This window comes from Candidatus Gracilibacteria bacterium (genome assembly GCA_028687475.1).
Classification (GTDB): domain Bacteria; phylum Patescibacteriota; class Gracilibacteria; order BD1-5; family UBA2023; genus STC-74.
Genome location: JAQUAB010000001.1, coordinates 131,898 through 154,314, shown reverse-complemented (window position 1 = coordinate 154,314; position 22,417 = coordinate 131,898). Strand labels below are relative to the sequence as shown.

The following is a 22,417-nucleotide window of genomic DNA, read 5'->3' as shown; positions in this document are numbered from 1 at the left end:
CTGGAAGGTTTTTTTATGGACAAAATCCTCACCCGCTTCGCGGGAGCTCCTTTACAAAAGGAGCTATAAAAAAATCGTGCCAGAACTTCTAACTTCAGACATTGGAAAACGGAGCATGGATTGCTTCGTACCTCGCAATGACGGAAACAAGAGGGTTCTGCACGACTTCTCTTTATGGCGTGGATTATAGTGAAAAAAAGAAAAAAGCAAATTTTCTAGAGTCCAAGCTTTTTCGTGAGTTCTCATTGTTCATGAAGTGCTGCGATATCAGAATATCCACCGAGACATTCATCATCGAGAAAAATCTGGGGAACGGTTCTCATATGAGATTTTTCCATGATTTTCATGAGAGTATACTGATCATTTGTGACGTCGATTTCTTCGTACGTTGCTCCGAGTGATGAGAGGAGGGTTTTTGCCTTGACGCAGTATGGACAGTAGTCCTTGGTGTAGATGGTGAGCATAGAGAATGAGGTATTAGGTTATAAGAGATAAAATAGGGTTATTTTTGTCATCTCGGAGAGATATCTTTTTCTTGTATTTATGAGAAGAAATAATCAATATCTCTTTAGGCGATTTTGAAAGAGATTCCTTCATTTCATTGCGGAATGACAGAAATAGAAATGGAATTTTTAGAACAATCCAAAAAGTTTTTTCTTTTCGCCGTGAACAACCTTGTTCGGGAATTCTTGGGCGAATGTACCGATTCCACCGAGAAGATTCGTTGCTGGGATGTTCGCATTCTCGAGAAATCCACACATATGACCCGAGCGTCCACCACTGAGACAGACGAGAATGATTTTTTTCGAAGTGTCGATTTCATTCATCCGCATTGGGATAAGGTGCATGGGAATATTTCGAGATTCAGGAATATGAATTTCAGCATATTCACTCGTTCCACGAACATCGATGAGATCGATTTTTTCTGGCGATTGTTCGAGTAGGGAAGCGAGTTCTCGAGGAGTTATGGAATTCATATGACAATAGGATATGAGAAATAGAATAGAAGAAATTATGATATTTTGTCATTCTCCATAGGAGAATCTCTTTATATGCTTGGAGGGATTCTCGCAAGGCGAGAATGACAAAGTTTTTTATTTACAAAAAATTTTCTGCATCTGATTCACGAGTTCGAGAACGCGAGGATCCGCGATGGAATAGGAGACGAATTGTCCACTCTTTTCTGATGTGAGGATTCATTCATCCTTCATTTTCCCGAGGAATTGAGAAAGTTGGGATTGTCCGATGGTACAATATTTCTCAAGATCACCGACAGTCTTCGGTCATTCTCGGAGCTTGCAGAGAAGGAGAAAACGTTTCGGATGAGCGAGGAGCTTCAGGAGATGAGCGACTTCGGTTGCGCGTTGTTCGATATTTTCCATGTGGTGAATAATTTTCAGTATATTATGAAAATGTAATATAAAGTCAAAAGAATTGAGATGACCTATTTCGAGATGCTTTCTCCATCATAGAGGTTTTCTTTTCCATCGGTGATGATGGTTGCTCATTCTGGAACTCAGAGGACTTCCGCATAGCTCATATCAGAACCGAGGATTTCTACGAGTTGGAATCGCGCTTTGCCATCTTCGAGTACATAGACTCCAGGTGGTCCATATCGTGTGAGGATGCTTGAGAGTGGAATGAGGGTTCCATTTTGGAGCGAGGATTTTTTGCGTTCGAGATGGAGCGTGATTTTTGTTCCGACAACACCCGTTCCTGAGAGAACTATTTCTGTATAGTTTTTGTTGTGGAGTGGATCTTTCTGCTCTTGGAGAAGTGTGATTTTTCCTGTCAGAGTCTCGTTATCCAGGGTATTAGCAGTGATGATTCCGTCAATTTTATAATTATAGAGTGAATTATCGATATAGGTCTTCACGATTTTTATATCTGAACTGGTCATTTTGACGAGTGGTGTTCCAGCGCCGATGACCATGCCTTCTTCCCCGAATTTCTCGAGAATGACGCCATCGAATGGAGCACGGATGATGCTATATTCACCAGATTCACGAGCGAGAGAGTAGCTCATCTGATTTTGTGCAATTTGGAGTGATACTTCTCATTTCTTTCATTTCACTGTATTGACGTTAGTCTCTATTTCTTGGAGTTTTGCCTCTTTCTCGGCGAGAAGTGTTGCCTTCGATTGTTTCATGTTCTGGAGTTCGAGTTCGAGTGCTATGATATCTTTGTCTGCGACACTTCCAGAGCCATTTCCTGTATTTGTGATCGTGAGATTTCCATTTTTCCAGGTGACAAAAGTTGCTTCTGAAGCCTGCTCATTCGCACTGAGATTCGTCCAGATTGTATTCCATCCGTCGAGTCTCTCCTGAGAAAGATCAGCTCCGACGACACTATTCTGAAGCATAGTATTCATCGCTGTGGCATAGAGACGAGCTCCATTGTATGCATAGGTGAGATTCCGGATAGCCTCACTCACATCAGTTATAGTACTTCCTGTATCAGTGTATTGTCGGATTTTTCCTCGGAGTTCATAGAGTATTCCCCATTTATCTTTCGCAGTTTTCTGAGAATCGCCGATGCGCGCACCGAGATACGATTCCCAATTATCATTCGCATATTCGAAATTGGTGGTGATTCCGAGGATCTTGTCACCTTCGTAGAGCATCGAAGTACTGATACGATCGAAATCATTCGCAAATGTCACAAAGCTCGATTCGAGACTCACGTTTTGATTATTGAGATTTTGTCGTGCTTTCGCGAGATTGGTTTCCAGGGTTTGGATGCTCGTATCCATCTGTTTGATTCGTTCGTCATAGAGTTTCTCTGTCGTTTTTCCGATACCTTCTGTTCCGATGCGAATTGCATTCGTCGTGAGACCGAGACTTTCGAGTTCAGATCCAATCTTACTCAGAGCATCTGTTTGGATAGAAGATTCTTGATTCCCGAGTCGTGCGATGATTTGTCACTTCTTCACTGTATCACCAGGCAGGACGTAGATATCTGAGACAATACCAGCCGAACGAAATGCAAGCGCACTGGTTTTTCCTCATTCGACCGTTCCAATAATATCATCCTTTACGGTGATATTTCCCGATTGGGTCGAATAGGTAGAGAAATGTTTCTGAAGCACCACTTCCTCCTTGTCACAACTGACGAGGAGAAGGGGAATGAGAGGGAGGAGATAGAGGGATTTCATATTGATAGTTGGTTGGTTAGTTGGATAGTAATTAGTGTTCCTTTTGTCATGTCGTAGACATCCCTTTCAAACGCATATTTATGAGAATTTGATTATTTTTTATTCATAATTGCAAGAAAAAGAGATTTCTCACTTTGTTCGAAATGACAAAACATTTTTGCTATTTTCTATTTTCTTCTTCGGCGAGAATTCAACCAAAGACGATGTGGTCAGTATGATGAATCTGTTCGACGTAGTGATTCGAATATTTCCTGAGATACGTGTAGTAGAAAATCGGGATGAAGTAGAGTGTGAGAACTGCGGAAGCTGAGAGTCACCAGATGATAGACCATGCGAGACCGCTCCAGACTGGGTCGCTCGTGATGATAAATGAACCAGCAACTGCGGCAATCGATGTGAGCATGACAGGAACAAAGCGTTTTTTTGAACCTTCGATAACCGCATATTCGAGTCATTTTCCTTCGTGGATGAGCTGATTGATATAGTCGATGAGGATGAGGGCATTCCCCACCACGATACCGCCGAGCGCGATAGCGCCGATCATGGCAGTTGCAGTGAAGTAGATTCCTGAAGTGAGGTAGAGTATCGAGAATCCTGGGAATATCCCGAAGAATGAGAGGAGAAACGTCGTCATCACGATACCTCCGACGATGAAACTTCCGAATTGTGTCACGATGATGAAGTAGATGACAAAAAGAGAGAATATCATCGCGAGTCCGAGATCACGGAATGTGTCCATCGTGAGTTCCCATTCACCACCCCAACGGAGGATATATTTCTTTCCGTCTTTTATATTTTCGAAAGTGATAGCATATGGTGTGGCACTGATTTTCTTGTATCCCGTTTTCGCGAATTCCTCATCACCGAGGATACTATAGAGATGGAGAATCGGGTAGACAACCGAATTCGCTCCCATCTCCGCATAGAGATGAATCGTCTCTGTGCGGTCATCCGTGTAGATATCAGAACTCTTGAATCCAGTCTGGATAGTTGCGATATCATCGAGATAAATACGTTCACCAGAGGGATTCATGAATGAGAGTTTTTTGAGGTCACTCGGGTCATTTTTTGCATCACGGCTGACACTGACAGAGATTTTCGCAGCACCATATTGTCCATCAGTGTAACGAGAGATAGAGAGAGGAATTTCTCCGAAATAACTCTGGATTGTTGCTCTCACTTGTGCTTCGGTGAGTCCTGTCTCGAGGATGCGGTCATGGTCGAGGACGATTTCGAATCCAGGACTGGTCGTAGAAATCGACGTACTCACATCGACGAGTTTTTCTTTTTCTCGGATATTCTCGACGACACCACGAATCGCATTCGCAAAATTCACGAGCGATGTTGTCTCGACTCATTCCTCCGCTTGAAGCTTGATATGGAACGTCGCTTGTGTCGGAGGTCCTGGCGGATCTTCGAGGAGCCGCATCGTGATATCGGAGTATTTCTTCATGATGGCATTCTCGAGAATCGGACGGAGCTCTATCACGAAATCCTCGGAAGTGATATCTCGATCGGCTGATGGGCTGAGATTGATGCGAATACTTATTTGGTTTTCTCCGATACGGTTATTCCCACCGCGGAAGAGATTCGCGAAATCCGGAAGGAATCTGTCACCAACGGTTGCATTGATGTCCTCGATAATACGGAGATTTTCAGGAAGGATTCGCGTATATTTCGCTTCACCAGAAACAGCAGTTTCTTCTTTTTTGTAGCCGAGGAGAAATGTCTCGACGTCGTGTGTGATATTCTCGACGGTATCGACGGTCGCATTGCGCGGTGCATCGATCCAGAGATAGACTTGGTTCTTGTCTGCTTTGGGGAGCATACGAGCCTTGAATACGTCCATCATGATCGGCGCAACGAGGATAATGACGAGTGATATCCAGAATCCGAGCTTGAGGAGGCTGCGTTTTCTTATGCTTTTTTCATCGCGATTGATGAAGAGTTGGAGTTTTTCTCCGTACCACTTCAGGAATCCACCTTCTTTGTGTTCGTGATGTCCTCATTTTCCAGGGCGGTAGAGGAAGCTCGCGAGAAATGGATTGATACTAAATGCAACGACAAGGGAAGCTGTGAGAGCAATCGATGCAAAAATTGGAATTGGCTTCATGTAGTCACCCATCATTCCCGTCACCGCGAACATCGCGACAAAAGAAATTACACGAGTAATCGTCGAGAGGACGATACTGACACCCACTTCCTTCACAGAATCGAGAATCGCTTCGAACTTCGATTTTCCTGTTTTTGGAATCATTGCGAGATGACGGGCATTGTTCTCAACCATCACGATTGAGTCATCGACGAGAATACCGAGCGAGAGAATCAGGGCAAAAAGGGTGATACGGTTGATATCGAGCCCGAGAATCAGTGCGACGATGAAGACAATTCCGAGCACCATCGGGATGCAGAAGGCAGCATTGATTGCATCGCGAACTCCGAGGAAGATGATGAGAATCACGAGGACAATCGCAATCGATACAAAAAGGTGGAGCATGAGCTCGTTTGTCGCATGTGCAGCCGTCTCTCCTTCATCTTGGATAGTGATGATATCGACATTTTTCGGAAGTGTTTTCTGTGTTTCTGCGACAACTTCATGGATTTTCTCGACGACATTCACTGCATTGGTTCCCTTGAGTTTCGCAACACCGAGAAATACTGCATCATGAGGACCATTGATATCACTCATTCGGTATGCACTTTTGATATCGATAGGTCCAGTTTCTATACTGGCAATATCCTGGAGAAGGATTTTCTTGCCGTTTGTATTCGAGATGATGAGATTCTTGATAGACTTCAGATCGTTCGTGTTCTGATTCAATACAACACTATAATTCTTCTCATTGTTCGTGAGATTGCCGACCATACCTTTTCCGAAGCTATTTTGGAGTTTCCCGACGACAGAGAGAATATCGAGCCCGAATGATTCGACTTTTTCTGGTATGAGTCGGATAGAAATATCGTTCGAATATCCACCGATAATATCGATTGTTGTTGTACCTTCAATTTTCTTAATATTTTCTCGCAGTGTTTTCGCGATATTCTGGAGGTACTGACCACGTGCTTTCTCATCCAGATCGCTTCCAGAATAGACGATCGCATACGAGACTTGCGGGAGGTCTTCTGGATCGATCGAACGGATCTGGACATTTTCTATACCATATGGCTTCAAATCGTAGTTCGAGTACATTTTGTCGTAGAGTCGTGTTTTCGCAGCCTCCTGATCGATACCCACTTGGAATGATATCATGATACTGACATAGCTATCTGTCGCATATCCATAGACCTTATCGATGCCGACGAGCTCATGGACTTTGTTTTCGACCGATTTCACGACGTATTCATAGCCTTCTTTCGCATTGTATCCAGCAGTTGGAATCTCGATGAGAAACGCGGGCGCAACGATAGAGGGATTGTATTGCTTCGGCAGGAGAATATAGGAGAGAAATCCGAAAATGGAAATGATGAGAATGAGAATAAAAGTGATTTTCTCATTTTTCAAGAAGAATTCCGTGAATCGTGCAATCATGAACTAGATATATTATAAAAATGTAATATTTATGAGATATTATAAAAATGTAATATAAAGTCAAAAGAAATTTGTAGAAAATCCGTTTCTTGCTAGATAAACTTGATTTCCAAAAGTCTTTTTATATGCTTATGTCAGTAAGTTTCTTTCAAAAAATATTATAACTTATTGAATATGACTCTAACATTTTGCAATCAAAGAGATTGACTTATGCGTCTTCTGCAAGAAGAAAGATTATCTGGGAATAGGACAATGATTTCTCAAGAATGAATCGTAATACCTCTTTCAGAATACATCGATGCATTATGAAAAAGGATAGTTGTTTTACTGACACAAGCAAGAAATGAATATCGAGCACAAGAGTGAAGTGATTATTCTTTTCAAAAATTTCGGGAAAATCTTTTCCAGAGACCTGAGTTTGAAGGTATGGCGAATTTAGTACGATTTTATGGTTGGGATGAATATTCTCCATTAGGGGCATTCGGAAAAATAGATATTGATAGCGGTGAATTTCAAGATGTTATAACCCCTACCTAATTTCTTAACTCATTTTTTATTGTGCTTGAGGTTGTGTCTTGAAGTGATTTTTCACCATCAATCGAACAGCTATAATAAATGTGAGAATCATCAGAATCATCCCGATATAGTGAACGATGATAGCGAAAGTATGATCGTATTCGAGCATATTCATCATCGTGAGGAGATTGCCCCAGTCATGTGCTTCTTCGCTCATGCCTCCGATAAGCGGCAGAGAACGAGCACTGGCATCAGAGATATAGAACGCAACATCCGTCATATTTTGCCCCGTCCACCAGAGACAAAAAAGTGCTCCAAGAGGACTCGGAGTTTCTTGCTTCAGAAAAACAAAAATGAGAGAGAAGGGAAGGAGGCATTGAAAAAGACTTCCACCAAGTATCGTCATGAATTCTCCAAAAGGTATAAAAATCACATGACCTGCCTCGTGGAATATGAGATCTGGTCCGTGCATGAAGGCATTCATCACCTCCTGATTCACATCGAGTGTGAAGAATTGGAGAGAATAGAGAAAAAGGGGAATGAGAAAAACGGGATAAAACCAAGAAAAAGGAGTTTCAGACATAAAGAAATATTAGAGATTATACTCCGAGGCTATCCAATAAATCTTCCACTTCATCACGTACAATAATAAGATCCATATCAGAGACTGATACAAATCCTTCTTCGACCATATGGTGGAGATAACTGATAAGGGGATTATAATATCCTTCGACATTCAGGATTCCGATAGGTTTCTCATGTTGAGAGAGTTGTCTGAGTGTGAGAACTTCGAAAAATTCATCCATTGTACCACATCCACCAGGAAGAGTAATGATAATATCAGCACGTCCATAGAGAATCGTCTTTCTCTCATCCATTGTTTCGATATAGATGAGTTCATCACTTTCATAGAGAATAGTTCCATCACGTTCTTTTCGTTCGAGAAATCGTGGCATAACGCCAATAACTTTTCCACCATTTTCTCGCACACCAGCAGCTACCGCTCACATGAGTCCACGATTCCCTCATCCATAGATGAGATTGTGTCCACGAGATGCGATACTATTTCCGATTTTGATCGCGAGTTCTCGATAGAGAGGATTACTTCCATCACGTGCACCACAGAAGACACAGATATTTGCCATAAGTTCATATAAAATCTGAAACGAGACTACCAATTCTTGTCTGTTTTGCAATCTTTTCTTTTTTCTTGCTTTTTTCCGCTTTTTCATATAATCAGCCCATCGCACTCACAGATTTCCGAATGAGTTATCCACTGTGAGGGCAGTTTTTCGTGTTTGTACACGTGAGACACCATATTTTCGTCAATCTCTCCTCAAGGGGTTCTGACCTTGTCATGGCAGAACGAGGAAGAGAAATTGCGAAAGATTCGAGAGAATATTTCTCTCTTCTCTAATTCCCTAACACCTACATTTCATGGCGAAGAAAAAAGAAACTCAAGTTTCTTCACCTGTCACATGAGCTCCAGAGGCTAGTTCTCTCGGGGCGATTTATCATGACCAGGGAAGATACTTTTTTACCGATGATCGTACGATCCTCGAACTTCCAGGACTCATCGAAGTACAACTCGACAGTTACCGTGATTTTCTCACTCGTCGTCTCGGACAGGCTTTTGATGAAGCTTTTCCTATTGATGACTTTTCTTGAGAGAAGATTTCTATCTACTACAAGAGCTATGCACTCGAAGAACCGAAATATTCTGTCTCAGATTGTAAGCGCAAGAATCTCAACTATGAAGCACCGCTCAAGGTTCGCTTCGAGATGCTCAACAAGCAATCAGGAGAAATCAAGGAACAAGATGTATACCTCGGTGGTATTCCACTCATGACGGAAATGGGAACATTTATCGTGAATGGTATCGAGCGTGTCATCGTCAATCAGATTATCCGCTCTACTGGTATGTTCTTCACTCCAGATGTTCGTTCGTCGAATCTCTTTGGTATGAAGATTATTCCACACCGTGGAAGCTGGTTCGAAGTCGAGATCGAGAAGAAATGAGTGATCAATGTAAAAATCGACAAAAAACGAAAAATCCCAATGACCGTGATTCTCCGTGCATTCGGATACGAATCTGATGCAGATATTTTGAACGCTTTCAAGGGTGAAGATGAATGGATCACAAAACACATTGCACCAACGATCGAAAAGGACAAGACAAAAAATCGCATGGAAGCACTCTATGCTATCTACAAGCTCCTCCGTCCAGGAGATCTCGGTACTGACGAACGTGTAGAACAACTCTTCCAGTCTACATTCTTCGATGCGAAAAAGTTCGAACTCGGAGATGTTGCACGTATCAAGATCAATCGTAAGTTCTCCAAGCATTTTCCTGAACACAAGAAAGCAGTCGATGCTACTGAGGCAGATAAGTTCCTCACGGGAGCTGATTTTCTCATAGGTATTCGTTATCTTCTTTCTCTCTGTGAACATCGTGAAGGATTCTTCATCGATGATATCGATCACCTCGAGAATCGTCGCGTTCGCTCTGTGGGTGAACTCGTATACGACAAGGTGAAGGTCGGTCTCGCTCGTATGGAGAAAATCGCGAAGGATCGTATGACGATCATCGCTGATCTCGAAGAAGCGGTTCCAGGAACATTTATCAACTCACGTCCTATGGTGGCGGTGATGCGAGAATTCTTCGGTACGAATCAACTTTCTCAGTTCATGGATCAGTCGAATCCTCTCTCCGAGCTTTCTCATAAGCGTCGTGTAACAGCGCTCGGAGTCGGAGGTCTCACACGTGAACGTGCTTCATTCGAAGTTCGTGATGTGCATCCTACTCAGTACGGTCGCATCTGTCCAATTGCTACTCCAGAAGGACCGAATATTGGTCTCGTTCTCCATTTTGCATCGTATGCTCGTGTAGACAAGTATGGATTCATCACCACTCCGTTCCGAAATGTTCTTCACTATGTGAAAAATGATGGAACAAGCGCTGTGAATCGTATCGCTCTCACGGATATCGTCGATGAGAAAGGCAAAGTAATTGTTCCAGAAAAGACGTATATCACAGAAGAGCTCGCAAAAGAAATTCAAAAGAAAGTAAAAACAGAAGAAATCGAAGTTCGAGGATTTCTCTCGGATGATTATGAATACTTCGATGCATATGAGGAACGTGATCTTATCATCGCAGAAGCAAATACTCCAACCGATGAATATGGAAACTTCATAGAGACTCGACTTTCTGCACGTCGTTCATCAGAAGCAACGGTTGCCTATGTCCGCGAAGTGACTCACATCGACATCTCTCCGAAGCAGCTCATGAGTGAGACAACGACATTGATTCCATTTCTCGAACATGATGATGCGACTCGTGCCGAAATGGGAACGAACATGATGCGTCAAGCAGTTCCTCTCGTTCGTGCTGAGGCTCCAGTGGTTGGAACGGGTATGGAACGAATTATCGGTGAAGGTTCTGGATATGTGATCAAAGCAGAAGATGCGGGTGAGGTTATCGGTGTCGATGCGAAGCATATTTCTGTTCTCTATGCCAACGGAAAGAAAGTGACTCATCCACTCCTCACATTCGAACGTTCGAACCATGATATGCTGATTCATCAGTGGGCTCGCGTATCGACAGGAGAACATTTCGAAAAGGGAAAAATCCTCGCAGACGGACAAGCTATCGACAATGGTGAACTCGCAGTCGGACGAAATCTCACAGTGGCATATATGCCATGGGAAGGATACAACTATGAAGATGCGATTATCATTTCTGAGCATCTTATGGAAGATGATTTCTATACATCTATCCATATCAACGAATACATCATGGATGTCCGCGAGACAAAACTCGGGCCTGAACAGACAACGAATGATATCCCGAATGTTTCTACTGTGAAGCTCAAGGATCTCGATGCAGATGGTATCGTTCGTATTGGTGCTTATGTCCGTGCCTGAGACATCCTCGTCGGTAAAGTGACTCCAAAGGGTGAAGTAGAACTTTCTCCTGAAGAGCGTCTCCTTCGTGCTATCTTCGGTGATAAGTCGAAAGATGTGAAGGATTCATCACTCATTCTTCCATCAGGTTCTGGTGGTAAAGTTATCGGAGTGCATATCCTTCGTCGTGAAGACGGAGATAATCTTCCAACTGGTGTATTCAAGCAGGTGAAGGTCTACGTGGCACAAACTCGAAAAATCGAAGTAGGTGACAAGATGGCTGGACGCCACGGTAATAAGGGTATCGTCTCTCGTATCGTTCCTCGTGAAGATATGCCATTCATGGAAGACGGAACTCCAGTAGATATCATCCTGAATCCACTCGGTGTCATTTCTCGTATGAACATCGGTCAGATTCTCGAGACACACCTCGGTGGTGCGGCTCGCAAGCTCGGCATCAAGGTAGCAACTCCTATCCTGAATGGTGTAACCACTGATCAGATTGCATCTCTCATGGAGCAAGCAGGAATCCCATCAGACGGAAAGGTTCAACTCTACAATGGAAAAACTGGTGAACCATTCAAGGAAAAAACAATGGTCGGAGTGAAATACATGTTGAAGCTCCATCACCTTGTCGAAGACAAGATCCATGCACGTTCCGTTGGTCCATACTCTATGGTGACACAACAGCCACTCGGAGGTAAGGCTCAGAACGGTGGTCAGCGTCTCGGAGAAATGGAAGTGTGGGCGCTCGAAGGTTATGGGGCAGCCAATATCCTCCAGGAAATGCTCACGGTGAAGTCAGATGATATCAACGGTCGTACACAACTCTACGAGGCAGTGGTCAAAGGAAAGAAAATCCGACGTCCAAATGTTCCAGAATCATTCAATGTTCTCCTGCGTGAACTTCAAGCACTCAATCTCAATATCGACCTTCTCTCAGAAGAGGAAGTGCTCGCACTTGAGACAGAGATGAAGAATCGCTATGAAGAACTCGAAAAACTCGAAGGAGCATTCGATGTCGAAGTAGATATTCCAGAAGCTTCCGAAGTGAAGGAAGAAGCTCCAGTGACAACTTCTCTTCCAGAAGAAGATAAAGAATAAAAGTTCCCGGTATACAGAATTTACATCTCGCCACTCACCTTCGTATGGCATTGTCCGAGAGAAAGAGAAAATATTTCTCCTACGAACTCTTCATATTACGTGGTACGAAGGAAAAGTGGGCAACAGCTTTCTGTCATGTTCCTTTGTCATTTCGTAGCGGAGCGGAGAAAACCCTTTCAAAATAATCTTAAGAGATTTATATTAGTATTTCTCATAAGCAAAAGAGAAAGAGATTCCTCCTTCGTCGGAATGACAAAAACAAAAAGTGACAGAATCCAAAAACTAAATTCTAACTCCTAAAATCTACAATTTATGTTTCCAATGACAAAAGATCTTGAGAATTTTCTCAATGATAAAATCACTGACTACTCTCAGATCGGAAAGCATGCAGGACGCCGAGATATCACTGTCGGGAAAAACCTCGACAATCTCCGTGCGATTTCTGTAGGACTTGCTTCGAAGGAAGATGTCCGTGCGCTTTCTTATGGTGAGGTTCTCATCTCTGAGACAATCAACTACCGTACACAACGACCTGAACGTGGAGGACTTTTCTGTGAACAGATTTTTGGTCCACGCAAGAACTATGAGTGTGCATGTGGAAAGTACAAGCGTATTCGCTATAAGGGAGTTATCTGTGAGCGATGTGGTGTAGAAGTCACGACTTCTCAGGTTCGCCGTCAGCGAACGGGTCATATCGAGCTTGCTGCTCCTGTGGCGCATATTTGGTATTTGAAATCAGTTCCATCTCGTATTGGTCTTCTTCTCGATATTTCTGTGAAGCGGCTCGAACAGGTAGTGTATTTCGCTTCCTATATCATCACTGAAGTCTATGAAGACAAGCGCGAAGAGGCAATCAAGGAACTCGAAAACGCCTACAAGAACCAGAAAGTAACACTTCAGAAAGAAGTTCAACAGACTATTGGTGAACTCACACTTCAACTCGAAGAAAAGAAAATTTCGAAGAAAGAATTCCATGAACTCGAAGCACTTCATACTCGTCGTATCGATGAACTCGATACTGAATATGCGAAACTTCGTGATTTGCTCAAGATTCTCAAAGTAGCGGAAGTTATCGGAGAACTCGATTATCGTGTCATCTACGACAAGTTCCCTCATGTATTCAAGGGTGGTACTGGTGCCGAGTATCTCAAGATGCTTCTCGAACGTATCGATCTCAAGGAATTCATCGCAGAAAATCAAGCAGAACTCAAGACAGCTCCGAAATCAAAGCAGAAGAAGATTCTCCAGAAATTGAAGCTTGCATCGTCACTCTTCAAGTCTGGTCAGCGTCCTGAGAACTTCATTCTCTCAGCACTTCAGATTCTTCCTCCAGATCTTCGTCCGATGATTCAGCTCGATGGTGGACGTTTTGCATCGTCAGATTTGAACGACCTCTATCGTCGTGTTATCAATCGTAACAATCGTCTTCGAAAGCTTTCTGAACTCGGTGCTCCAGAAGTGATCCTCAAGAATGAGAAACGTATGCTCCAAGAAGCAGTTGATATGCTCCTCAATGGTGATGTTCGTTCGAATCGTCCTGGATACACAACAGCAACGAAGAAGAAGCTCAAGTCCCTTGCTGATATCCTCAAGGGAAAACAAGGACGTTTCCGTCAGAATCTCCTCGGTAAACGTGTTGACTACTCTGGTCGTTCCGTTATCGTCGTCGGTCCAAGTCTTCAGATGAACGAATGTGGTCTTCCGAAGATTATGGCATTGACGCTCTTCAAGCCATTTGTTATTGGAAAACTCATCGAACGTGAGATTGCCTACAATGTGAAGCATGCAGAGAAAATTATCGAAGAAAAGACAAAAGAAGTCTGGGATACACTCGATGAGGTGATCGATGGAAAGCATGTTCTCTTGAACCGTGCTCCGACACTTCACCGTCTCGGTATCCAAGCATTCCGTCCAGTACTTATCGATGGTAAGGCAATTCGTCTTCATCCACTCTGTTGTACAGCGTTCAATGCCGACTTCGACGGAGACCAGATGGCAGTTCATCTCCCACTCACGATCGAAGCTCAGAATGAAGCTGCAAACCTCATGGTAACGAGCAAGAATATGCTCAATCCATCGAATGGTGAACCAATCGTTGCACCTTCGCAGGATATGATCCTCGGATGTTACTATCTCACGAAGATTGAACCAGGTGAATCGAAATACGCCTATGCAAGCGGTGAAGATGCGATGATTGCTTATGAGAACAAGATTATCACACTTCATACTCCAGTGAAGATTCGTATCGATGGCAAAATCGTTGATACGACTTATGGACGTTTTCTCTTCAATGAGATTCTTCCAGCGGAACTCGGATATGTGAATGAGACTATCGGAAAAGGTCCTGCGAAAAAACTTCTATCAAGATCCTTTGATCTTCTTGGTGGAGAACGTACAGCGTTCCTTGCTGATGCTATCAAAAATCTCGGATACAAGTATGCGACCCTTTCTGGTCTCACTGTTTCCGTGTTCGATATGCATATTCCGGCTGAGAAATATGAATTTATCGAAGAAGGTGAAGAGAAAATCAAAGATATTCAGAAAGCATTCTGGCATGGTTTTGTCACAGAAGAAGAACGTTATCTCCAGTCACTTCAGGTTTGGGGAGCAATCAAGTCTCGTGTAGAAAAAGAAATGAAAAAGAATTTCGATCCTTCGAATCCAATCTATAATTTCGTCGATTCTGGAGCCCGCGGTTCATGGGGAAATGTGACTCAGCTCTGTGGTATGAAGGGTCTCGTGGCATCTCCAACCGGTGAGATTATCGAGCTTCCAGTCAAGGGAAACTACAAGGAAGGACTTTCTGTTCTTGAGTACTTCATCAACACGCATTCTGGACGTAAGGGTAAGGCAGATACGGCCCTCAAGACCGCTCAGTCAGGATACCTCACACGTCGTCTCGTTGATGCAGCTCAGAATATTCTTGTTCGTGAGCATGATTGTGGAACACTTCAGTTCGAGACATTCGATCGTAGTGAGACAAAATCACTCTTCGGTGATACATTCGAAAATAAAATCTACGGACGATATACATCAAGTGATACGCTCGATGCTTCTGGAAAACTCGTTGCTCCAGCTGGAACATTGATTACGAAAGAAGTTCTCAAGATGATCCTTGAGTCATCGGCTACTCAGGTTTCTGTTCGTTCTGTACTCACATGTGAATGTGAAGAAGGTGTATGTCAGCGTTGTTATGGACTTGACCTTGCCACTTCAGACATCGTCAAGATTGGTACTCCAGTTGGTATTATCGCCGCTCAGTCGATCGGTGAACCAGGGACACAGCTCACGATGCGTACGTTCCATACAGGTTGAGTCGCGAAAGAAGGAGGTGATATCACTGCGGGTCTCTCTCGCGTGGAAGAACTCTTCGAAGCACGCAATCCAAAATATCTCGCAGAAATCGCTCCATTCGATGGAAAGGTTCTCGATATCGAAAGTGAAGGTTCAGAAGTGACTCTTACTTTCGAAGCACTCGATAAACAATCTCGTGAATACTATATCACAGATTCCACTATGACTCTCACAGTCAAGAAGGGTGATACAGTAGAAGAGAAGCAGATTATCGCAAAATCGAAAGAAACACGTCAGAAAATCCAAGTATCACATGCTGGTCGTGTAGTCAAGGTGACAGATGATATGGTTGTGATCGAAGATCTCATTCCAGAAGTTCGTACATTTATCATCCCAACAGGAAGAAATATCCTCGTGAAGGTCGGTGATGTTGCGAAAATCGGATCAAAAATCACTGAAGGTCATGTGAACCTCCAATCTCTCATGGATATTGCTGGTCCACTCTCGACAGAACTCTATATCGTTTCTGATATCAAGGAGATCTACTCTTCACAAGGACAGACGGTGAATGCGAAACATATCGAACTCATCGTTCGTCAGATGTTCTCGAAGGTGAAGATTACCAATGCTGGTGATTCTACATTCTTCCCTGGGGATATCGTGGATATTATCCGCTTCCGCAAGGAGAATCGCGAACTCGCGAAAAATGGAATGAAGGAAGCAATCGGTCTTCAGATGCTTCTCGGTCTCACGAAGATTTCTCTCTTCACAGAGTCATGGCTCTCTGCAGCATCGTTCCAAGAAACAGTTCGTGTACTCGTCGATGCGTCAACTTCTCGCAAGATCGACAATCTCGAAGGATTGAAGGAAAACGTTATCATCGGTCGTCTGATTCCTACTCTCAACTACTTCGAGAACAATCGTGATGTAGGAGAATTCTTCTCTCATGAATCAGATGGAACAGGTGATTATGATGATTCGAATGACTCATTCGAAATCACAACAGCAAGTACAAGTCTTGTCTAAGTCCCAGAAAATTAAAGCTTTAAAAAAATTCCCCTCGGTCAGGAGGGGAATTTTTGCTTTTTCTCTTGACTTTTTCATTAAACAAGTATTATAAGAAATGTCTAGTATATTTCTTTTTTATTGTATATGGAAAAATTCTCTCGAATTGGAGCAAAAACTATAATTCTCGCTAGTATTGCTCTTGTAGCTTTCTCAGGATTTTCTTCCTCAGTAGTAGCATATTCTACTCGTTATCAACAACAGGCAAGTACCTTTGTCGATAATTATATCGAGCGATTGCAGCGTGGTGGATATTCGACGTCCGATATGACTCAGATGCTCATAGATCTCCGCTCTACGTATGTGAAGAAACAAAAATCGCATCTCTATACGGGAAGTGCACTCCAGAATATCGAAGCCGTAATCGATGAACTCGATAGTGCGATTGCTGGTGTCTCTGAAGGTGCATGTGGTACATGTGATGTGTACGATAATTTCAATGTGTATGTTCCACCGAAATCCAATTATTATAATAATTACAATTATCCATACTATAATGGATACAACTACAATTATAACTACAACAATTCGACATATTATCCATACTACCCATACAACTCCTATACTTCAACCGTTAGCAATGAGACGGTTCGCGCGTTAAATGTAGTGCTCACTAGTAATAATTACAACTCTACAGAAATCCGTACAGATATCGTTCGTGAGAATACGAACAATTCCTACAAGACGTATGATGTGTATACATTTGTTCCTCAGTCGAGTGGTTATTCGAATTCACAGCCAGCTTCGAGCCAGTTTGTTTCTCCGTCACTTTCGCGTCAATTTTCTACACTTCAGGGGCGCACAGTGAGCACGTATTTCGGTGTAGTGTATGACTACAACCGTGTGAGAAATATTCGATCAAGCGCTGAAAGTGCTACGAAAACCGCACAATCCACACTTTCTTCTTATGCGAGTTTCTCAGATACTTATCGTTCACCTTCTCCTGATGACTTTTCTCGCCAGGCAGTATGGAATGGATCTACGAGAACATATCGGTTCTATAGACTCTATGTCGCTCGAGACAATAGCCAGGCATTCGTGGTAGAATATGTTGAGTCTGGAAGTGGTTACAATGGGTATTACCAGAATAATGGATATTCTCAGTACAACGGATATTCTCAGAATATCAGTGGAATCGACACTAATTCTTTCACAGATAATGGTTCATACTTCACACACACATATCGCACGGTGAATGGATATTCCAAGCGTTACAAACAATATATCTATACTCCATCAGCAGGATCGAATCCTTCCACCGTGATTTCGAATCTTGGCATCAATAGCCGAGCCACGTATCAGAAAAGCACGAATCGTTCCCAATATGTGAATAGTGTCTATACGAATACTGCTATCAATGGTTACACGGTGAATAGTGGATATGTGAATTCTGTAGAATCTTCATTCTCATCATACGGATATAGTTCTTCGTATGTGACGCTTCCTGGCTCCAATTCTCAAATCAGCTTCGCTCCACGTACTGGATATGACTTCCAGTATGCTCGTCTCTCAGACAACACGTATCGCATGTATCGTCTCCTTGTTGCCGAGGATGGCTCTGATGCGTATGTGACTGAGTATATCCAGAATCAACCGAATTATTAGAAATGAAAATTCCGCGGAAAGCGGAATTTCTTTTTATCTCCAGATTTCTGACTCGAAAAACTGTTCTTGAAATTCTGTGAGTGTTCGGATCTCTTCATCCGTGAAGTCTATTCATTCTGGCACAATTATCAGCTTGTCATCATCGTCATCGGTTCGATGAATTATAGCTATGCATATTCCAGTGAATATTTCCATAGGTTCAGAGATTCCGAGTACATAGGCATCGATTTCTTCTCCATCACCAGAAATTGTATCAGGCACAAATCCATAATTCACCGGATAAGTGAAGTTCCACTTTGGATGGTTGCTTCCTAGTGGTCTGTCTATCTTGATGGTGAGAGTTTGGTGGAGAAAGGAAGAAATGTTCATCATGTTTGCTTCTATGAGATGTTTTGCGAGGAAAGAGTAAAATATGCGAGAGCGAAGTGCTTTGATGCGAACTTCATCGAAGCTGTTAGGCGATGTTGATTTTTAATCTAATAAAGCGTTTCTTACTTTTTCTTTCAGTTGCTCATATCTACCTTTCTTATTTTCATAGGACAATAAATAATCACGAGTGGTGGCAAAGCCTTTTTTCTTTTCGATGCCATTTGGAATCACAGTATCTTTTGGAAATTGAGAACGTGTCAAATCCACTTCTTTACCATTAATCAAGTTGAAAAAGTGAGAAACTTTTTGACCATTTGGTAATGATGCTTCAGTCCAAACAATTTCACCTCCAAAATAATCGTTCACAACTAACGCTGTTATTGCACATTGGCCAAAAGATGAATTTGATTCACTCCATTCAGCAGGACAATATGAAGTCTCCTTTGACCAAGATTTTTTTAATGCTTTTTCTAATTCAATTAAATTCATATTTGTAGATTAAAAATCAATTTCGTACAACTACGTTCTATGCGAACTTTTATTTGATTTTATGCTATATGGTCATAAAATACGAACCAAGTGAAGAAAGAAATATGACTCATAAATTATATGTATTATGGAGAAATATCAAGAATATCTCCTCCAGCTCGCGAGAAAAGAAGTAAAGATAAAATATCCAATCACCACTGTAATCCAATGCCTGTCCGTATTCATCCATCCTGGCAAGCAGTTCTTGCTGCTGAATTCGAGAAACCGTATTGGGAAAGTCTCACGAGTTTTGTGAAAGAAGAATATTCTACGACTCGTTGTTTTCCAGAAGGGAAGAATATTTTCCGAGCGTTCGATCTTACACCGTTTGATGATGTGAAGGTCGTGATTCTCGGGCAGGATCCATATCACACTGCAGGGGCTGCGATGGGACTTTCTTTTTCTGTCCCGTCTGGCAGCAAGCCCCAGCCGAGTCTCAGAAATATATTCAAGGAACTTCAAGACGATTTGGGAAAAAATCGCACCAATACTGATCTCACAGATTGGGCAGAACAGGGAGTTCTGCTTCTGAATGCGGTTCTCACGGTTCGCGAGGCGAGTCCAGCATCACATGGCGGGAAAGGTTGGGAACAATTCACAGATTCTGTGATTCGTCTCCTATCAGAAAAAAGAGAATGACTCGTATTCATTCTCTGGGGGAATTTCGCCATCTCGAAGAAATCTCTTGTCGATGCGAAAAAACATCATATCATCACTTCGCCACATCCATCACCATTTTCGGCTCACAACGGATTTTTTGGTTCGAAGCCATTTTCGAAAACCAATGCATTCCTGAAAGATACTGGAAAAAAAGAAATAGATTGGTAAAAATTATTGTCGCTTGAGAAGAAGATCGGACCAAAAAAGAATAACACGAAGGTTTGGTTCTTGGTTTACACTCGTTTTATAAGCGATTTTTTTATCGGAAGTGATATTGAGTGTATCGATTTTATTGAGGAGAATTTTCTGGAATATATGGATATATGCGTATGTCATCTCTTCATAGTGCACTATACTGTTCACATCTTCATCGAGAAAACCCTGCAATAATTGCTCTCAAAAAAGCTGAGAAAAGTAGTTGAAATTTTTGCGGAACACCTTCTGGAGATAACGAACATCTTCTACTCCACTACTCATCGTGTGATGGATGGCACACTTTCTATGAATAGGAATATCATAATCATTCTGACAAGTTCGGATAATATGGAGTATTTCGTCGGTCGAGAAAAAAAGTGTCGCATCGTGTTTCTGAAATGTCGAAAGCAAAAAATCTTCATCAATCTTTCGATATACTCGCATTCGTACTGCGATGAGCCGCACCACGATTCCTGCGTCTTCTCATGACCAACGGTATTTGGTAATAACTGAAAAAACATCTCTCGCAACATCGAGATAGAGACGAATAGGAAAAATCTCGGGATGATATTTGTGAATATCAAAAAGAATCTCTGTAATCATTGATCGTTTCCGATCGAAATCCACGATGAGAAATTGCTCGAGATATCGTGGCATTGCATCATTTTTCTGGAAGAGAATATTCTCATCTTCTGTCGGTTCGATTCTGGAAAATAAATTATTTTTCTTGAGGACTGCGATATTCATCGATCGTTCAGCGATATTCTTGGGTATTACGAGTTCTTTCAGGATGTGACTCTCGAGTTTTATCATTCAGTTGTGAATAGGGTGCTCGATTATATTTTTTTATTTTCTTTTGCCAAAAGAAATTTGCATTTTTTCTCCTTTCGACGAGAATACAACATATTATCCATTATCTTATTTCTTATGAAAAAGAAGGTGCTTCCTGTTCAGAAAGAAGATACAGAATCTTCGTATACAACGATTCTCGCGACCATTCTTGTCACGATTCTTGCATTTCTTTCTTTGGAATATTTTTTCCAGTTTCCATCGAGTTTCTTCACACCAAAAAATGAGGAGAAAATCGATATTGTTCGTCCAGAACCTTCTGATTCTGGCTCAGAAGATAGTCCGAGTATTTGTACGATGGAATATGCTCCAGTGTGCGGAACGGACTCGAAAACATATGGGAATGCTTGTATGGCTCGCGGAGCAAAGGTCACTATCGCGCATGATGGAGAATGCGAGCTCCAGAGCATTCCATCAGAGAATATGTCTTCGGGGTCAGATTCTGATTCACAGACAGGGTCGGTTTCATGAACTATAGAAAAAACTTCTCAGATTCTCCCCGTTGTTTCGGTTGATACGGGATCGACCCAAAAACCACTTTTTGATAGTGGTTCGTATCAGTTTTATACGAATACTTCAGTTGGTTATGAGATCGCACTTCCGAAATATGCATATTATCAGGGGTATGGAGCTCGAGATGGAGCGGCACATACTCTCGCAATTAGTATCACCAGTACTGGTGTTGATTCTTTTGATACGGCAGATGTACGTGTGTATTATTATAAAAAACTCTCTTCTGAGGCTATTGCTGGTGCTCGTCAAGTGACTCTTGCGAATGGATGAGTACTTGTTATTGATGGTGGGAATTCCCTGAATCCGAAAATACAAAAAATGATGGATATTATCCAAATGAGTGCGAATTAATCTAATAATCTTATAGCATTATGTGCGAACATCCTGATTCTAAAGTGGTTTTATCTGAGTGAACCAAACAGGCCCTTGTAAATACTCTTCAATGAAGGGTACAGCAGGAATTGGGAATTACTCTTACTCCTAAAAATCTTTTCGCAACAGTAATGGAATTGGATTTTAAATCTTAACAGCTTTCATAATTTTCTCATATTCCGGCATCATAGTATACACCAGATTCCAAAAAGGTTTCTGGTGATTTTTTTCGCGCAAATGCGCAAGTTCATGAGTGATGATAGCATCAATGAATTCCCTCCCTGAGAAGGGAGGGTTAGGGAGGGTTACATGAGAAGAATTCTTATTTTGTATAACCCCCTCCAACTCCCCCTTTTCAGGGGGAGAGTCTAGATACCCCGCTAGTCGATAACTAAAACAAAGCCCATTCTTTCCACTACAGCTTCACCAACGATGTTCGGATTTTGTGATCTTGATACTGGCATATTTTGGGAGATTGTGTGACTTCCAGATTTCTTCCACTTTTGGCACGATATATTCGAGAAGTTTCTTTTTCATCGCAATAATTTCTATTTCTGAATGTTCCTCTTTTTGGATTTTCGATGGAGCATTTTGAATCTTTTCTTGGAGTTCTTTTATCCAATCTTTTTTTCGTTCGATAAAATTCTCGATGAAACTCACAGGCATTCTCATGGGTGCACGAGCAATGAGTTCACCATGTTTGCTTATCTGAATTGAGAGAGTTCGGCGCTTGGAGCGGATGAGAGTATAGTGGAACATGT

The 22,417-nt window shown here is 42.2% G+C and carries 17 protein-coding genes; 6 read left to right on the top strand and 11 right to left on the bottom strand.

Annotated elements, in window-relative coordinates; genetic code table 25:
* Nucleotides 1-215: 215 nt before the first annotated feature.
* The 5 genes from grxC to PHY14_00745 form a co-directional block, all read right to left on the bottom strand.
* Entirely contained in the window at nt 216-464 is a 249-nt protein-coding gene (gene grxC, locus PHY14_00765; GenBank protein MDD2693446.1) for a glutaredoxin 3, read from the bottom strand.
* Between the two features lie 168 nt (nt 465-632).
* On the bottom strand, nt 633-977 hold the full coding sequence (locus tag PHY14_00760) for a rhodanese-like domain-containing protein (GenBank protein ID MDD2693445.1): 345 nt from the start codon (nt 975-977) through the stop codon (nt 633-635).
* Nucleotides 978-1,094: 117 nt separating this feature from the next.
* Entirely contained in the window at nt 1,095-1,382 is a 288-nt protein-coding gene (locus PHY14_00755; GenBank protein ID MDD2693444.1) for a metalloregulator ArsR/SmtB family transcription factor, read from the bottom strand.
* Nucleotides 1,383-1,444: 62 nt separating this feature from the next.
* Nucleotides 1,445-3,154 (bottom strand): hypothetical protein, encoded by a 1,710-nt coding sequence (locus PHY14_00750; GenBank protein ID MDD2693443.1) that lies wholly within the window; start codon nt 3,152-3,154, stop codon nt 1,445-1,447.
* A 160-nt stretch (nt 3,155-3,314) separates the two neighbouring features.
* On the bottom strand, nt 3,315-6,683 hold the full coding sequence (locus PHY14_00745) for an efflux RND transporter permease subunit (protein MDD2693442.1): 3,369 nt from the start codon (nt 6,681-6,683) through the stop codon (nt 3,315-3,317).
* A 210-nt stretch (nt 6,684-6,893) separates the two neighbouring features.
* On the opposite strand from PHY14_00745, the gene PHY14_00740 reads away from it, so the two are divergent.
* Nucleotides 6,894-7,220, top strand: coding sequence for a hypothetical protein (locus PHY14_00740; GenBank protein ID MDD2693441.1), 327 nt, complete (start codon nt 6,894-6,896; stop codon nt 7,218-7,220).
* Between the two features lie 16 nt (nt 7,221-7,236).
* Here the strand turns inward: PHY14_00740 and PHY14_00735 are convergent, their stop codons facing one another.
* The gene (locus PHY14_00735) at nt 7,237-7,782 is read right to left on the bottom strand and encodes a hypothetical protein (GenBank protein MDD2693440.1); all 546 of its coding nucleotides are present in this window, start codon (nt 7,780-7,782) and stop codon (nt 7,237-7,239) included.
* Between the two features lie 16 nt (nt 7,783-7,798).
* Complete coding sequence (locus tag PHY14_00730; GenBank protein ID MDD2693439.1) at nt 7,799-8,344, bottom strand: TIGR00730 family Rossman fold protein; 546 nt, start codon at nt 8,342-8,344, stop codon at nt 7,799-7,801.
* 292 nt (nt 8,345-8,636) lie between these two features.
* Here PHY14_00730 and PHY14_00725 point away from each other — a divergent pair, with 292 nt between their 5' ends.
* The 3 genes from PHY14_00725 (at nt 8,637) to PHY14_00715 (ending at nt 18,170) form a co-directional block, all read left to right on the top strand.
* Nucleotides 8,637-12,206 carry a DNA-directed RNA polymerase subunit beta gene (locus tag PHY14_00725; protein MDD2693438.1) on the top strand — a complete coding sequence of 1,190 codons (3,570 nt, stop codon included), beginning with the start codon at nt 8,637-8,639 and terminating at the stop codon, nt 12,204-12,206.
* A gap of 321 nt (nt 12,207-12,527) precedes the next feature.
* Nucleotides 12,528-16,526, top strand: coding sequence for a DNA-directed RNA polymerase subunit beta' (rpoC, locus tag PHY14_00720; protein MDD2693437.1), 3,999 nt, complete (start codon nt 12,528-12,530; stop codon nt 16,524-16,526).
* A gap of 126 nt (nt 16,527-16,652) precedes the next feature.
* Nucleotides 16,653-18,170, top strand: coding sequence for a hypothetical protein (locus tag PHY14_00715; GenBank protein ID MDD2693436.1), 1,518 nt, complete (start codon nt 16,653-16,655; stop codon nt 18,168-18,170).
* A gap of 33 nt (nt 18,171-18,203) precedes the next feature.
* On the opposite strand, the gene PHY14_00710 is transcribed toward PHY14_00715, so the two are convergent.
* Nucleotides 18,204-18,539 carry an inorganic diphosphatase gene (locus PHY14_00710; GenBank protein ID MDD2693435.1) on the bottom strand — a complete coding sequence of 112 codons (336 nt, stop codon included), beginning with the start codon at nt 18,537-18,539 and terminating at the stop codon, nt 18,204-18,206.
* A gap of 102 nt (nt 18,540-18,641) precedes the next feature.
* Nucleotides 18,642-19,028, bottom strand: coding sequence for a hypothetical protein (locus PHY14_00705; GenBank protein MDD2693434.1), 387 nt, complete (start codon nt 19,026-19,028; stop codon nt 18,642-18,644).
* A gap of 207 nt (nt 19,029-19,235) precedes the next feature.
* On the opposite strand from PHY14_00705, the gene PHY14_00700 reads away from it, so the two are divergent.
* Nucleotides 19,236-19,895, top strand: coding sequence for a uracil-DNA glycosylase (locus PHY14_00700; GenBank protein ID MDD2693433.1), 660 nt, complete (start codon nt 19,236-19,238; stop codon nt 19,893-19,895).
* A gap of 3 nt (nt 19,896-19,898) precedes the next feature.
* Here the strand turns inward: PHY14_00700 and PHY14_00695 are convergent, their stop codons facing one another.
* Nucleotides 19,899-20,735 (bottom strand): hypothetical protein, encoded by an 837-nt coding sequence (locus PHY14_00695; protein ID MDD2693432.1) that lies wholly within the window; start codon nt 20,733-20,735, stop codon nt 19,899-19,901.
* Nucleotides 20,736-20,849: 114 nt separating this feature from the next.
* Here PHY14_00695 and PHY14_00690 point away from each other — a divergent pair, with 114 nt between their 5' ends.
* Complete coding sequence (locus PHY14_00690) at nt 20,850-21,635, top strand: Kazal-type serine protease inhibitor family protein (GenBank protein MDD2693431.1); 786 nt, start codon at nt 20,850-20,852, stop codon at nt 21,633-21,635.
* A 165-nt stretch (nt 21,636-21,800) separates the two neighbouring features.
* On the opposite strand, the gene PHY14_00685 is transcribed toward PHY14_00690, so the two are convergent.
* Entirely contained in the window at nt 21,801-22,415 is a 615-nt protein-coding gene (locus PHY14_00685) for a DUF45 domain-containing protein (GenBank protein ID MDD2693430.1), read from the bottom strand.
* Nucleotides 22,416-22,417: the final 2 nt, after the last annotated feature.